Below are 13562 nucleotides of genomic sequence, written 5' to 3' on the forward strand. Positions count from 1 at the left end.
CCGGTCCCGGGGGCGTTGTCGTGGGATCAGACCGGAACGCCGTCCCAGCGGATGGCGAAGGTGCCGGGGCCGACGTCCTGGGCGGTGGCGTGCACCGAGCCGGCAGGCGAGACGGTGAGGGCCCGGCGGCGGGTGCCGGTCGGCGAGCTGAGCGGGCTGGTGACCTGGTAGGCGCGTTGCGGCAGGGCGTCCGGGTGGAAGCGGATCTCGGCCAGGTAGTCGCGGACCGGGCGGCGGAACTTGCGGCAGAACATCTCGCCCTGGCGGGGCGGCGAGCCCGCCGGGCTGAGGATCTCGAACTCCATCATCACCGTCTCGCCCCTGGCCAGCGGGATGTCGAAGAGCAGCTCGGCGGCCATCAGCCCGCTCTCCGGATCGACCGCGACCGTGCCCAACCGGCAGTGCCGCAAGGGGACCAGGTCGGCGGCCAGGCCGCGCGGGTGCCGGGGGTCGAAGACCACCAGCCAGCGGTCCGCGCCGTCGGCGTCGGCGCGCAGCACCTGCTTGACCCGCAGGCTTCGCTGCCGCCCGTCCCGGCCGACCTCGACCAGGTCGTGCTGGCTCAGCCTGGTCAGCAGGCCGTCCGAGCTGGTGTCCACAGTGGACAGCAGAGCGCCGAGGCGGTCCGGGCGGGACCAGAGCTGTTCCACCGGCGGCGCGGGGACCGGGGTCATGGCGTGCCTGCCGCGCGGGCGGGGCGGGCCGACCAGGATGCGCAGCGCGGCCTCCGGCAGCCCGAGCACGGACTCCAGGTGCGCCAGCACCAGGAAGGAGTCCTCGCGTTCGGGCTGGCGGCGGCCGGACTGCCAGTTGCTCAGGGTCGCCACGCTCACCGCGGCGCCGCGGGTGCGTAATCGGTGCCGCACCCGGTCCAGGCTCAGGCCGCTGGCCTGGATCGCGGCGCGCAGCGCGGCCGGGAACGGTCCGGTGCGGAGCAGGGTGGGCAGGTCGGGGGAAACGGCCAGTGTCATGGAGTTGTCCCGTGGGTCTCTGGTGGCAGGGGAGACTTGCGCTACGGGATCAGCGACAGGCCGCGGAAGCCACCCGGACGAGGTCGATGTGACCCCGGGTGGTCAGGAATGCCTGCGGTGCCATGGGTTTGACGCTAGGGGCGATCGTTTTGTGGTGTCAACGGGCTCTCAGCCCCTGGACGCCTGGCCGCGTTCCTGGTGGCCAGGTACGCAGCCAGGCTCGCCAGACGGCCCAGTGGCGGCGGGAATGCGTTCTCCCGTGGCGGCGGGAGACTTGCAATCCTGGGCCAGCACACCGCCGATCGATGCGGGCCATCCGAGTGATGTGGTTACGCCATCAGCATCAGCCGCAGGTCAGCTTGGCCTCCGCCCAGTCCGCGTGGTCGTGGTTGATGTTGTCCCCGCCGTCGGTGACCACCAGCCGGAGTTGTTCCGCGCCACCGACATCCGCGGTGACCGTGGTCGGTCCGCCGGCCCCGGTGAGCACGCCGGTGGCCGCCTTCCGGACCCCGTCCGCGTGCACCTCGAAGACCACCGAGCTGGTGCCGCCGATGGTCAGCGGCTTGCCGTCACCGGCGGCGGGGTCTGCGCGCCGGCCCGGCTGACCCGGTACATCACCGTGCCGTGCGCGGGCACGGAGGCGCTGATCGCGCCGGTGCTGGTGCCGGTGGCCTTGGACCACAGGTCCTTGAGCCGGAAGTTGTTGCCGGACAGGCCGATCTCCGCGGCGGTGGTGCTGATGGTCCGGGCCGAGGAGTTCTCGTTGAACAGCGCCACCGCGACATCGCCGCCGGCCAGCGGCTTGGCGATCACATACGTGCCGCCGGATGCCTTGACCTGCCTGCCCTGCACGCCCTTGACGTCCTGGTCCACGTCGATGACGTCCTTGTTCAGCAGGGTGGCGAAGTTCTCCTGGCTGACCTTGCGCAGGTCCGCGCCGATCAGCAGCGGCGCGGCCATGATCGCCCACAGGCTGAAGTGCGAGCGGTACTCCGTCGGGGTCATGCCGCCGTTGCCGACCTCCAGCATGTCCGGGTCGTTCCACGCGCCGGGCTTGGCGTACTGGGCCAGTGGCAGGTTCTTCTTGAAGATCTGCACCATCTTGGCCCAGGTGTCGTTGATGTCACCGGTGGTGCGCCACAGGTTGCCGACGTCCTGCGCCCACTCCCAGGGCTTGTTCTGGCCCCACTCGCAGATGGAGAACACGATCGGGCGGCCGGTGGCCTTCAGCGCGTCGCGCATCTTGCGGTAGCGCTGTTTGGCGTCCACGCCCTGGTTGTTGCAGTTGTCATATTTGAGGTAGTCCACGCCCCAGGAGGCGAACAGCCTGGCGTCCTGCTCCTCGTGGCCGAGGCCGCCGGGGAAGCCGAGCGTGTTGCAGGTCTTGGTGCCCGCGCTGGTGTAGATGCCGAACTTCAGGCCCTTGCCGTGCACGTAGTCGGCGACGAACTTGATGCCGCGCGGGAACCGCTTCGGGTCGGGTTCCAGGTCGCCCTGGGCGTTGCGGGAGGTCTTGGCCCAGCAGTCGTCGATGTTGACGTACTGATAGCCCACGTCCTTGAGGCCCTTGCTGACGAAGATGTCGGCCATGTCCATGACCATCTTCTCGTTGAACTCCGCGCGGCAGTGCGTGGTGTTCCAGTTGTTGAAGCCCATCGGGGGTGTGCGGGCCAGTCCGTTCTCCAGCGCCTCGGCCTGCGGTGCGGCCACGGTGGTCAGCACGAGCCCGGTCGCGGCGACCACGGTGGACGCCGCGGCCAGCACGGCCGTCAGTCTTCTGCGCACGACAACTCCTTCCTCCGGCAACGGGTTTCGTGGCGGCGAGGTGACTAGGGCAGGCCCCAGGGCTGGCCGGGGCCGGAAATTTTGACCGGTGCGATGGTCAGGTCCGGCAGCGCGCCCTGCGGGTGCACCACCGCGGTGCCGCCGCGCGGCAGGTCGATCTCGACCACGCCGCCGGGCCGCTCGCCGAACCGGACCGGCGAGCCGTCCGGGCGGCTGACCTGGATCGGCCGCAGGATCCCGTGCCGCACCCGGCACGGCGAACCCGCCTTGCTGTGCAACACAATCCACCGCGTCCGCCCGCCCTTGCGGACCGCGCTGACCTCGAACGCACCCTCGGTGAGGAACTTGTCCACGGTGACCTCGGCCCAGCCGCGCGGCACCGCCGGGAAGATCCGGATGAGCTCGCCCCAGCTCTGCACCAGCATGTCGTGCAGGGACTGCGCAGCCGACAGCGGCGTCTCCACCACCGGGCTGCCCTCGCGGTACATGGTGTTCTCGGTGACCGGGTACCTGGTGCTGGGGTCGAAGAACTTCAGCAGGTAGGCCAGCGCCTCGTCGCCGCGGCCGAGCCCAGCCAGCATCGAGGCGGCCCCGGTGTAGCTGTAGCCGCGATGCGCGCCCTGCAAGGCGTGCCAGTGCTTGATGGAGGTCTCGATCAGCGCGCGCTGGGCCGGGTCCTCGCCGGTGATCTCGTAGAGCGGGTACACCATCAGCAGGTGCGAGTAGTGCCGGTGCGACTTCTCGTACGGCACCCCCGCGCCGATCATGAACCCGTTCGCGTCCTTCGGGTACGGCACCAGCTCGCGCAGCACCTGCCGCCACTTCGTCGCCAGCGGATCGTTGATGCCGAGCTTCTCGTTGGCGTACAACAAGGTTCGGCAGCCCCAGCGGATCAGCGCCAGGTCGTAGTTGCAGTCCGGCGCGTTGCCGTACTCGGGGGAGTGGGTCTCCGGCAGGTGCAGCTTGCCGTCGGTACCGGGCTTGAGGAAGTGCAGGTAGTAGTTGATGGCCCGGCGCAGGATCGGGAAGATCGTCTCCCGCAGGATCGAGACGTCCATGGTGTGCCGGTAGGTCAGCCACACGTTGTGCAGCGCCCAGGTCAGGTTGCCGACCTCGGGGCTGCCGCCGCCGTCGCCGGGCCGGGCTACGTAGCTGCCCTTGAGCGTGGTGCGGTCCGTGCTGCGGCCGACCCCGGCCGAATCATGTTGGTACTCCGGCCGAACGTTCTTGATCAGCTGCGCCTGGTTGTCCCGCAGCGTGCTGGTGATCGCGTCCAGCTCGACGTGGTTGCTGCCGTGGATGAGCCAGTACTCCAGCTGCACGTTGAGGTTCCACCACACCGCCGGCCAGCCGGTCGGCTCGAACCACGGCCCGCAGGTGGCCATCACGGTGCCGCCGGCCCTGGTGCCGGCGGCGGTCTTGTACAGCTGGATCCACCAGAAGCTCTGCAACCGCTGGTCCGGCAGCGAGACAAAGCTCCTGCGGTAGAAGGCATGCCACCACTCCCGGTGGCTGGCGACCAGTCCGGCGACCCCGGTCGAGGCCGCCTCGCGGACCAGCTTGAGCGCCTCGGCCTCGGCGGTGCGCGCCGGGAAGCTGTGCGCCACCGCGAGCAGCAGGGTGTGCTCGCCGGAGGTCCAGGCCGGGTTCCGGTAGGCGGTCGCGGTCTGCCCACCGGCCAGCATCTCCTGCCGCACCACGCTTTCCGCGCCGCTGGTGTCCAGCACCGGGTCCGGGTTGGGGGTGTAGCCCGACGGCGGGTCGGGCCGGGTGCTGACCGCGGGTTCGGGGTGGAAGACCCAGCGCACCCGCTCACCACCGCTGGGCGTCACCTGGGCCAGCAGCACCGAGCGGGTGGTGTGCACAAACGCGCGCAGCCTCAGCGTGCCCGCGGAGGTGGTCACGGTGCCGGTGAACTCGCCGTGCCACAGGTCCAGCCGCCAGTCCACGCCGGTGATCGTGCCCGCCGGTTCCAGGGTCAGGTGGCCCACCGGCAGGCGGCACACGCCGTGCCCGCTGCCGAACCGCGGCCGGTGGTCCTGCACCTCGGCGTGCTGCACGCTGAACCGGATCGCGTTGCGGCCCGGCTCCTTGCGGATGATCGAGCCCAGCCTGCCGTCGCCGAGGAACGGCCCCTGCCACCACTCGGCGGGCATCCTCCGCCACACCGGGTCCTGCGCCGCCAGGAACTTCGCCCAGTCCACTTCGGACAGTCCGGTGATCCCGGTGCGGTCGGCTGCCGCCGCGACTCCCGGCACGGCCGCACCAGCCACTCCGGCCGCGGCGGTGGCCACCAGGAAGGTCCGCCGAGAAAGATCCCATCTCTGCTCATCCATCGACAAGCCTCTTCCGCTGACGTGGATGGGACGATGGCGGCTTCGACCCCGTTGTCGTGCACGAAGTTAGGAGTGGCGGCCCCGGCGAGTCAATGCGCCGACCAGGTAAGAGATCGGATGTATAGGTTTTCGAAGCGGGCTTTGGCAGACAAAAAAGACCCCCGGTCCGCAGTGGACCGGGGGTCTAGCTGTCGCTGGTCAGCGGCTCGCGAGGGAGTCCTCGGCGGCGGCCAGCCACTCGCGCCACTGCGCGGCCTGGGCCTCGGCCTCCTTGGCCTTGCGGTCGTTGCCCGCCGAGCGCGCCTTGGCCGCCTGGGACTCGAACTGCTCGACCCGCTCGCGGAACTGGGCGACCCTGGCCTCGGCCTCCGGGTCGGAGCGGCGCCACTGCGCGTCCACCGCGCCGCGCACCTTCTCCTCGACCGCGCGCAGCCGGCCCTCCAGCTCGCGGACCCGCTCCCTGGGCACCTTGCCGATCTCGTCCCAGCGCTCCTGCAGCTTGTACAGCTGGGCGCGCGCGGCCTCCAGCCCACCGGGACCGGCCGGGTCGATCTGCTCGGCCTCGGCCAGCAGCTCTTCCTTGCGCCGGGCGTTCTCGCCGAACTCGGCGTCCCGCTCGGAGAAGGCCTCGGAGCGGCGGGCGAAGAACCGGTCCTGCGCGCCGCGGAAACGCTGCCAGAGCGCGTCATCGGCGTCCTTCGGAGCCCGGCCCGCGGCCTTCCACTCCGTCATCAGGTCCTTGTAGCGGGTGGCCGTGTCGCCCCAGTCGTCGGAGTCGGCGATCCGCTCGGCCTCCTCCACGATCTCCTGCTTGCGCTGCTTCGCGGTGGCCCGCTGCCGGTCCAGGTCCGCGAAGTGCGAGCCGCGCCGCCGGTTGAAGGCGTCGCGGGCCTTGGCGAAGCGCCGCCACAGCTGCTCGTCGGTCTTGCGGTCGACCCCGCGCACGGCCTTCCACTCGTCCAGCATCTGGCGCAGCCGGTCCCCGGCCACCTTCCACTGGGTGGAGTCCTCGGCGATCTGCTCGGCCTCGTCGACCAGCGCCTGCTTCTTGGCCACCGCCTCGATCCGGGCGGCCTCCTTGGCGGCCTTGCCCGCCTCGACCGCGGCCTCGGCCTTGACGATCAGCGTCTCCAGCTTCGCGGCCAGCGAGGCCAGGTCGCCGACCACGTGCGCCTCGGCCAGGCTGTCCTTGATCGTGCGCACGCTGGCCAGCGCCTGCTTCGGGTCACCGGCGCCGGAGGTCAGCCGGGTGTCCAGCAGCTCGACCTCGGTGCGCACGTCGTCGAAGCGGCGCGCGAAGTGCGCCAGCCCCTCGGCGGGCTCGCCCGCCTGCCACGACCCGACCGAACGCTCGCCCTCTTCGGTGCGCACGTACACGGTGCCATCGGCATCGACCCTGCCCCAGCGGCCTGGATCGTCGGACGCGACCGGCACCGATGGTGCCGGGCCCGCGCCGCCTGGGTGCTGCGCCGGTGTGGCCGCAGCTACAGTCGCCAGGTTCGTGTCCTGGTCCGTCATCGCCGGCTCCTCCTTGACTGCCCGCCTCGCTCGCCCGCGTCTGATCGCGGGCGCCCCGCAGCAGCGGGGCCAGTGCACGTCGCCGAGGACCGGCACTCGCGGTCCTCGACGCCGCATTCAAACAGGTCAGGGCCGCTCGTGGTACTCCTGGGCCAGGTTGTGACCTTGCTTTTGCCTACGGTCGGCCCTCGCCGAGCCCCACTAGCCTTGATGCTCGTGATCGCCCGAGTCGCCTTCGCGCCCCATCCACCCCTGTTGGTACCCGAACTGGTGACCGGCGCCGCCACCGAGACCGAAGCGTTGCGCCAAGCCTGCCTGCGCGCCGCCCGCACCCTCACCGAAGTGGCCGAGGACTGGCTGGTGATAGCGGTTGACCAGGCCGGACCCGCCACCCTCGGACCCGCCTCCAGGGGCACCTTCGCCGGGTTCGGCGTCGAGCTGGAGGTCGACCTGGGCGCGGGGGAGGGCCCGGCCGATCCGCTGCTGCCGGTCCCGGCGCTGGTCGCGGGCTGGCTGCGCGCGCACGCGGGCGCACGCTCCGCGCAGGTGCGCCTGTTACCGCCGGACCTGTCCCCGGCCGAATGCCACGAAATGGGGACCCGGCTGGCCGACGGACCGGCCCGGACCGGCCTGTTCGTGCTCGCCGACTCCTCGGCCCGGCTCACCCCGCGCTCCCCGGTCCCGCCGGATGAGCGCGCGCCCGCCTTCGACGCGGCCATTTCCGGCGCGCTGGCCGGGGGCGATCCGGCCCCGCTGGCCGCGCTGGACCCGGAGCTGGCCGTCGAGCTGTGGGCGCACGGCCGGGCCGCCTACCAGGTGGCCGCGGCCGCCACCGCCGGGCGGGACTGGCGGGCCGAGCTGCTCTACTCCGACTGTCCCTACGGCGTCGGCTACCACGTGGCGACCTGGGTCTAGGCGGCTCGCGAACACCCGGCGCAGCGGGAATTACGCTGTCCGGGTGCCTCCACTGCGTCCGCTCGCGATCGTCGGCCCCACCGCCTCCGGCAAGTCCGGGCTGGGCGTGCGGCTGGCTCAGCGACTGGGCGGCGAGGTGGTCAACGCGGACGCTTCCCAGCTCTACCGGGGCATGGACATCGGCACCGCCAAGCTCACCGAGGCCGAGCGGGAGGGCGTGCCGCACCACCTGCTCGACGTCCTGGAGGTCACCGAGACCGCCGCGGTGGCCGCCTACCAGCGCGCGGCCAGAGCCTGTGTGGAGCAGCTGCTGGCGGCGGGCCGGGTGCCGATCCTGGTCGGCGGGTCCGGGCTGTACGTGCAGTCGGTGCTGGACGACCTGGAGTTCCCCGGCACCGACCCGGACCTGCGCGCCGAGCTGGAGGCCGAGCTGGCCGAGGTCGGTTCGGCGGTGCTGCACGACCGGCTGGCCGAGCGGGACCCGGTGGCCGCCGCGGCCATCCTGCCCAGCAACGGGCGCCGGGTGGTGCGCGCGCTGGAGGTCATCCGGCTCACCGGGCAGCCGTTCTCCGCGACCCTGCCCACGCCAGGGCCGCCCCGCTACGACACGGTGATCATCGGCTTGGCCCCGGAGTTACCCGCGCTGGACGCCCGGATCGAGCAGCGCACGGCCGGGATGTTCGCGGGCGGGCTGGTCGAGGAGGTGCGCAAGCTGGAGGCGGCCGGGCTGCGGGACGGACTCACCGCGTCCAGGGCGCTGGGCTACCAGCAGGTGCTGGCCGCCTTCGACGGTGAGCACGACCTGGCGACCGCGGCCGAGCTCACCACCCGGGCCACCCGGCGGTTCGTCCGGCGGCAGCGTTCCTGGTTCCGCAGGGACAAGCGCACGCACTGGTTCGACCCGGCGGACCCCGGCCTTGACCGGGCCGTGCTGGACGTAGTCTGAACTGGTGGCTGGTGTGGAGTTCGCCAAGTGGCACGGCACTGAGAACGACTTCGTGGTCCTGCCCGATGAGGACGGGGAGCTGGCGCTGACCGAGGCGCTGGTGCGCGCGCTGTGTGACCGGCAGCGCGGGCTGGGCGCGGACGGGGTGCTGCGCGTGGTGCGCACCGCCAAGCTCGCCGACGCCCCGGCCGGGGTCGAGGCCGCCGAGTGGTTCATGGACTACCGCAACGCCGACGGCTCCATCGCCGAGATGTGCGGCAACGGCGTCCGGGTCTTCGCCCGCTACCTGGTGGACCAGGGCCTGGCCGAGGCAGGCGAATTCGCGGTGGGCACCAGGGCCGGGATCCGGCCGGTGCGCACGCACGCCGACGGCACGGTCACCGTGGACATGGGCCCGGTCACCGTGTTCGGCCGCTCCACCGCCACCCTGGGCGGCCGGGAGTACCCGGGGGTCGCGGTCGACGTGGGCAACCCGCACCTGGTCTGCCCGCTGGACGGCGGGCTGGACGAGCTCGACCTGAGCACCGCGCCCGGCCACGACCCGGCGGTGTTCCCGCGCGGGGTCAACGTGGAGTTCGTGCGCACCCTGGGTCCTGGCGCGCTGCGCATGCGGGTCTACGAGCGCGGCGTGGGGGAGACCCGCTCCTGCGGCACCGGCACGGTGGCCACCGCGGCCGCCGCGCTGCACCTGACCGGGCGCGGCACCGGCGAGGTCACCGTGGACATCCCCGGCGGCCAGGTCAGGGTCGCGGTGCAGGCCCAGCGGGCCACGCTCACCGGCCCCGCGGTCGAGGTCGCCAGGGGTGTGCTGGCTCAGTCCTGGTGGGACTCGGTCCGCGCGTCGTAACCCGCGCGGGCCAGGTACACCTCGTCCATGTTGGCCTCGGCCCACAGCTTGAGCTGCTGCACGGTGGCGCGCAGGCTCGCGCCCAGCGGCGTCAGCGCGTAGTCGACCCGCACCGGCACCGACGGGGTCACCTCGCGGGTGACCAGGCCGTCGCGTTCCAGCGTGCGCAGGGTCTGGGTGAGCATCTTCTGGCTGATCCCGGCCAGTTTGCGGGAGAGCTCGTTGTACCGGCGCGGCCCGTCCTCCAGCGCGCACAGCAGCAGGGTGACCCACTTGTCGCTGATCCGGTCCAGCAGGTTCCGGGTCGGGCAGGCCGCCAGGTAGGCGTCGTAGGCCTCGCGCTCGGCTTCTCTGCGCTGGGCCGCGGTCAGCGTGGCCATCGCTCTCCTTCGGGTTAGGTACGCACTTCCAGGTACGTACTTCCCGATGGAGAGTAGCTCACTCTAGGTTTTGGGTCATGCGAGCGATTCTGATCAAGAAGTTCGGCGGCCCCGAGGTGCTGGAGGTCGCGGAGGTGGCCGTGCCCGAGCCCGGCGCGGGCCAGGTGCGGATCAAGGTGGAGGCGGCCGCCCTCAACCCGGTGGACCTGCTCAGCGCGAGCGGGTACTTCGTCAAGCTGAACCGGCTGGCGCAGCTGGATGCCTACGGCGTGGGCTGGGACGTGGCCGGTGTGGTGGACGCGGTCGGCGAGGGCGTCACCGGCTACGCGGCAGGCGACCGGGTGATCGGCCTGTCCGACCAGCTGGACCGGGTGCCGGACGTGCAAGCCGAGTACGCGGTGCTGCCCGCGACCGACCTGGCCCCGTTCCCGGCGGGCAAGACCGCCGCGGAGGCGGCCAGCCTGCCGCTGAACTCGCTGACCGCGGACCAGGCCATCGACCTGCTGGAGCTGGCAGAGGGCAGCACGCTGCTGGTCACCGGCGCGGCGGGCGGGGTCGGTGGGTACGCGGTGGAGCTGGGCAAGGCGCGCGGGCTGCGGGTGATCGCCACCGCCGGCGCGGCCGACGAGGAGCTGGTGCGCGGTTTCGGCGCGGCCGAGTTCATCCCGCGCGGCGCCTCGCTGACCACGTTCGGGCAGGTGGACGGCGTGATCGACGCGGCGAAGGTGGGGGAGGCCGCGCTGGCCGCGGTGCGTGACGGGGGCGGTTTTGTCAGCGTGGACGGCAGCAAGCCGGCGAGCGACCGGGACGTGCGGCTGCTCGCGGTGCTGGTCACCGCGGACGGGGCCCGGCTGACCGAGCTGTCCGAGCTGGTGGCCAAGGGCGAGCTGAGCGTGCGGGTGGCCGAGGTGCTGCCGTTCGAGCAGGTCACCGAGGCCTACACCAAGCTGGCCGCCGGTGGGTACCGCGGCCGGATCGTGCTGGCCCCCTGACTCTCACCCGTTCGGGTCACCCATCCGGTGGTGGGTGACCCGAAACCCTCGCTTCGCCCCGGAAATCACTGGCGGAACGTGGGACACTGGGTGGCGTATGACGGACTTCATGACACAGGCCGACGAGACGGACATCCTCTCGACCGGCGAGATGGAACTGGCCGACCGTGCCGCACTCCGCAGGGTCGCCGGGCTGTCCACCGAACTCGCGGACATCAGCGAGGTCGAGTACCGGCAGCTCCGGCTCGAGCGGGTAGTGCTGGTCGGCGTGTGGACCGAGGGCGACGCCGAGGAGGCGGAAGCCTCGCTCGCGGAGCTGGCCCGGCTGGCCGAGACCGCGGGCGCGGAGGTCCTGGAAGGACTCATCCAGCGCCGCCAGAAACCGGACCCGGCCACCTACATCGGCTCGGGCAAGGTCCTGGAGCTGCGCGAGTCGGTCATCGCGACCGGCGCCGACACGGTCATCTGCGACGGTGAGCTCTCACCCGGCCAGCTGCGTCAGCTGGAGGAGAAGCTCAAGGTCAAGGTGGTCGACCGGACCGCGCTGATCCTGGACATCTTCGCCCAGCACGCCAGCTCACGGGCCGGCAAGGTGCAGGTCGAGCTGGCCCAGTTGCAGTACCTGCTGCCCAGGCTGCGCGGCTGGGGTGAGTCGCTGTCCAGGCAGGCCGGTGGCCGCGCCGGTGGCAACGCCGGTGTGGGTCTGCGTGGTCCCGGTGAGACCAAGCTGGAGACCGACCGCAGGCGGATCACCAAGCGGATGGCCAAGCTGCGCAAGGAGATCCGTGCGATGGGCACGGTCAGGGAGACCAAACGCGGCATGCGGGTGGCCAACCTGGTGCCGAACGTGGCCATCGCCGGGTACACCAACGCGGGCAAGTCCAGCCTGCTCAACGCGCTCACCAACGCCGGTGTGCTGGTCGAGGACGCGCTGTTCGCGACCCTGGACCCGACCACCCGGCGCGCGGTGACCCCGGACGGCCGCGGCTTCACCCTGACCGACACGGTCGGCTTCGTGCGGCACCTGCCGCACCAGCTGGTCGAGTCCTTCCGCTCCACCCTGGAGGAGGTTGCCGACGCGGACCTCATCCTGCACGTGGTGGACGGTTCGGACCCGCTGCCGGAACGTCAGGTCTCCGCGGTGCGCGAGGTCTTCACCGAGATCATCGCCAACCGGGACACGCCGATGCCGCCGGAGATCCTGGTGGTGAACAAGCTGGACCAGGCCGATGAACTGACCGCGACCCGGCTGCGCCACCTGTTCCCGGACGCGGTGTTCGTCTCCGCGCACACCGGAGCGGGCATCGACTCCCTGCGCGCCCTGCTCGCCGACCGCATCCCGCGGCCGGAGGTCCTGGTGGAGCTGCTCATCCCGTACAGCAGGGGCGAGCTGGTCTCCCGGGTGCACACCGAGGGCGAGGTGCTGACCGAGAAGCACACCGAGGACGGCACCGAGCTGCGCGCCAGGGTCAAGCCGGAACTGGCAGGTCAACTCGGCGAGTTCGCGGACCACCGGGCGTGATCAGAAGGCTGCTGACCCGCACAACAGCGCTGCTGGCAACAACGGCAGCGCTGTTGTGCATGTCGGCGGCCCCCGCACTGGCCGCCGCCGACCCACCGGCCCCGGTCGAGAAGTGCCGCTACACCGACAAACGCCTCAAGGAGCTCAGCGGCCTGGCCAGCGACGGCAAACGCTGGTACGCCATGGCCGACGGCGGTTCCCGCCTGCAAGTCCTGGTCCTCACCCCGGACTGCAAGGTCGAACGCACCATCACCAACGCCACCGACCCCTTCGACGTCGAAGACCTGGCCAGAGCCGCCGACGGCACCCTCTGGCTCGCCGACACCGGCGACAACGGCAAAAAACGCGACAACATCGCCCTGCACGCCCTGACCCCCAACGGCAAGGCGACCCTCTACCGCCTGACCTACCCAGACGGCCCCCACGACGCCGAAGCCCTGCTGCTGGACCGCAAAGGCACCCCGTACATCGTCACCAAGGAGCCCTTCGCCCCGGCTGGCATCTACCGCCCCAGCAAGGCACTGACGGCGCCCGGCCCCACGGCGCTGGAGAAGGTCGGCACCATCCGCATCACCACCACCAGCACCCCCGGCGGCCCAGTAGGCGGCATCGGCTCAGTCCTGGTAACCGGCGGCGCGGTAAACCAAGACGGCACCATGGCCGCCCTGCGCACTTACACCGACGCCCTCCTGTTCCCAGCCCCCGACGGCGACCTGGCCGAAGCCCTCAAACGCGACCCGGTGCGAATCCCCCTGCCAAACGAGTCCCAGGGCGAAGCCATCGCATTCGACCCAGACGGCACCCTGTTGTCCGGCTCCGAGGAAATGGACCCCATCAGAGCGGTCCCCGGCGCGGTGAAGTTCGCCAGCGGCAACGCCCCAGCCCCAGCCCAGAAGTCGGAGACGAAGGCACCGAACGGCACCGGGAACCAGGCAGCGGGCCAACCCACAGACGAAGGCAGCGGAGGCGGCACGTCCTGGGGCGCGATCCTGCTGGCCGGAGTTGGCGTAGTCGCAGTGGTTTTCCTCGTCAGCCGCACGCGAAAAGCAAAGCGCTAGCGAGCAACCAGCGACGGGCTGGCTTTTCAAAACTTGTCCGAAGTCTTGAGGTTCCCCATGCCCGTCAACCTGGAGACATCGCACCACATCCCAGCGAGCAGACGCTCACAGCAACCGCCGCCAAAGCCACGCCACGTGACGGCGGCTGCTCGCTGGGATGTGGTTCGATTTCGGAAGGTTGACGGGCATGGGGAATCTCAAGACCCGCTTGCGTCTCTGCCTGTGACTTTCCCCCCATGCTTTGATCTCTGCCCGTCCGGCGAGGACGCTCTTGACTTTGATCTTCGACTGA

General features: G+C 71.2%; 12 protein-coding genes and 1 pseudogene. 6 read left to right on the forward strand and 7 right to left on the reverse strand.

Features of this window, described 5'->3' with window-relative positions; translation table 11 throughout:
* Positions 1-26: 26 nt before the first annotated feature.
* From M8C13_RS45210 to M8C13_RS41395, 6 genes and pseudogenes are all read right to left on the reverse strand, one after another.
* Positions 27-971 carry a hypothetical protein gene (locus M8C13_RS45210; RefSeq protein WP_305884056.1) on the reverse strand — a complete coding sequence of 315 codons (945 nt, stop codon included), beginning with the start codon at positions 969-971 and terminating at the stop codon, positions 27-29.
* A gap of 49 nt (positions 972-1020) precedes the next feature.
* Positions 1021-1095, reverse strand: a complete 75-nt coding sequence (locus tag M8C13_RS45910) for a putative leader peptide (protein ID WP_374213349.1) — start codon at positions 1093-1095, stop codon at positions 1021-1023.
* Between the two features lie 219 nt (positions 1096-1314).
* The gene (locus M8C13_RS45915) at positions 1315-1653 is read right to left on the reverse strand and encodes an NPCBM/NEW2 domain-containing protein (protein WP_374213345.1); all 339 of its coding nucleotides are present in this window, start codon (positions 1651-1653) and stop codon (positions 1315-1317) included.
* Positions 1560-2744: pseudogene (locus M8C13_RS41385) on the reverse strand (alpha-galactosidase); the annotation flags it as partial. The gene M8C13_RS45915 and the pseudogene M8C13_RS41385, both read right to left, overlap by 94 nt.
* 56 nt (positions 2745-2800) lie before the next feature.
* Entirely contained in the window at positions 2801-5092 is a 2292-nt protein-coding gene (locus M8C13_RS41390) for a Tat pathway signal sequence domain protein (RefSeq protein ID WP_252486306.1), read from the reverse strand.
* 198 nt (positions 5093-5290) lie between these two features.
* Entirely contained in the window at positions 5291-6610 is a 1320-nt protein-coding gene (locus M8C13_RS41395; RefSeq protein WP_252486307.1) for a DUF349 domain-containing protein, read from the reverse strand.
* 216 nt (positions 6611-6826) lie between these two features.
* On the opposite strand from M8C13_RS41395, the gene M8C13_RS41400 reads away from it, so the two are divergent.
* Genes M8C13_RS41400 through dapF form a run of 3 tightly spaced genes read left to right on the forward strand, consistent with a single transcriptional unit; the run spans position 6827 to position 9318 of the window.
* Positions 6827-7525 (forward strand): class III extradiol dioxygenase subunit B-like domain-containing protein, encoded by a 699-nt coding sequence (locus M8C13_RS41400; protein ID WP_252486308.1) that lies wholly within the window; start codon positions 6827-6829, stop codon positions 7523-7525.
* 52 nt (positions 7526-7577) lie between these two features.
* Entirely contained in the window at positions 7578-8471 is an 894-nt protein-coding gene (gene miaA / locus M8C13_RS41405; RefSeq protein WP_252486337.1) for a tRNA (adenosine(37)-N6)-dimethylallyltransferase MiaA, read from the forward strand.
* 4 nt (positions 8472-8475) lie between these two features.
* Positions 8476-9318: a diaminopimelate epimerase gene (dapF, locus tag M8C13_RS41410; RefSeq protein WP_252486309.1), complete on the forward strand. Its 843-nt coding sequence runs from the start codon at positions 8476-8478 to the stop codon at positions 9316-9318.
* Here dapF and M8C13_RS41415 read toward each other — a convergent pair.
* Positions 9285-9698 (reverse strand): helix-turn-helix domain-containing protein, encoded by a 414-nt coding sequence (locus tag M8C13_RS41415; RefSeq protein ID WP_252486310.1) that lies wholly within the window; start codon positions 9696-9698, stop codon positions 9285-9287. The genes dapF and M8C13_RS41415 overlap by 34 nt on opposite strands.
* A 77-nt stretch (positions 9699-9775) precedes the next feature.
* On the opposite strand from M8C13_RS41415, the gene M8C13_RS41420 reads away from it, so the two are divergent.
* The 3 genes from M8C13_RS41420 (at position 9776) to M8C13_RS41430 (ending at position 13270) form a co-directional block, all read left to right on the forward strand.
* Positions 9776-10690: an NADP-dependent oxidoreductase gene (locus tag M8C13_RS41420; RefSeq protein ID WP_252486311.1), complete on the forward strand. Its 915-nt coding sequence runs from the start codon at positions 9776-9778 to the stop codon at positions 10688-10690.
* A 109-nt stretch (positions 10691-10799) separates the two neighbouring features.
* Entirely contained in the window at positions 10800-12212 is a 1413-nt protein-coding gene (gene hflX / locus M8C13_RS41425) for a GTPase HflX (protein ID WP_252486312.1), read from the forward strand.
* Between the two features lie 59 nt (positions 12213-12271).
* Positions 12272-13270 carry an esterase-like activity of phytase family protein gene (locus M8C13_RS41430; RefSeq protein ID WP_252486338.1) on the forward strand — a complete coding sequence of 333 codons (999 nt, stop codon included), beginning with the start codon at positions 12272-12274 and terminating at the stop codon, positions 13268-13270.
* The last annotated feature ends 292 nt before the right edge of the window (positions 13271-13562 follow it).

The organism is Crossiella sp. SN42, assembly GCF_023897065.1.
Taxonomy (GTDB): domain Bacteria; phylum Actinomycetota; class Actinomycetes; order Mycobacteriales; family Pseudonocardiaceae; genus Crossiella.

What these genes read in the sequence shown, in the direction of transcription:
- hflX (WP_252486312.1), top strand. Translation starts at nt 10,800, where the DNA reads ATGACACAGGCCGACGAGACGGACATCCTCTCGACCGGCGAGATGGAA.
- M8C13_RS41390 (WP_252486306.1), bottom strand. Translation starts at nt 5,092, where the DNA reads ATGGATGAGCAGAGATGGGATCTTTCTCGGCGGACCTTCCTGGTGGCC.
- M8C13_RS41395 (WP_252486307.1), bottom strand. Translation starts at nt 6,610, where the DNA reads ATGACGGACCAGGACACGAACCTGGCGACTGTAGCTGCGGCCACACCG.
- M8C13_RS45210 (WP_305884056.1), bottom strand. Translation starts at nt 971, where the DNA reads ATGACACTGGCCGTTTCCCCCGACCTGCCCACCCTGCTCCGCACCGGA.
- M8C13_RS41420 (WP_252486311.1), top strand. Translation starts at nt 9,776, where the DNA reads ATGCGAGCGATTCTGATCAAGAAGTTCGGCGGCCCCGAGGTGCTGGAG.
- M8C13_RS41430 (WP_252486338.1), top strand. Translation starts at nt 12,272, where the DNA reads ATGTCGGCGGCCCCCGCACTGGCCGCCGCCGACCCACCGGCCCCGGTC.
- M8C13_RS41415 (WP_252486310.1), bottom strand. Translation starts at nt 9,698, where the DNA reads ATGGCCACGCTGACCGCGGCCCAGCGCAGAGAAGCCGAGCGCGAGGCC.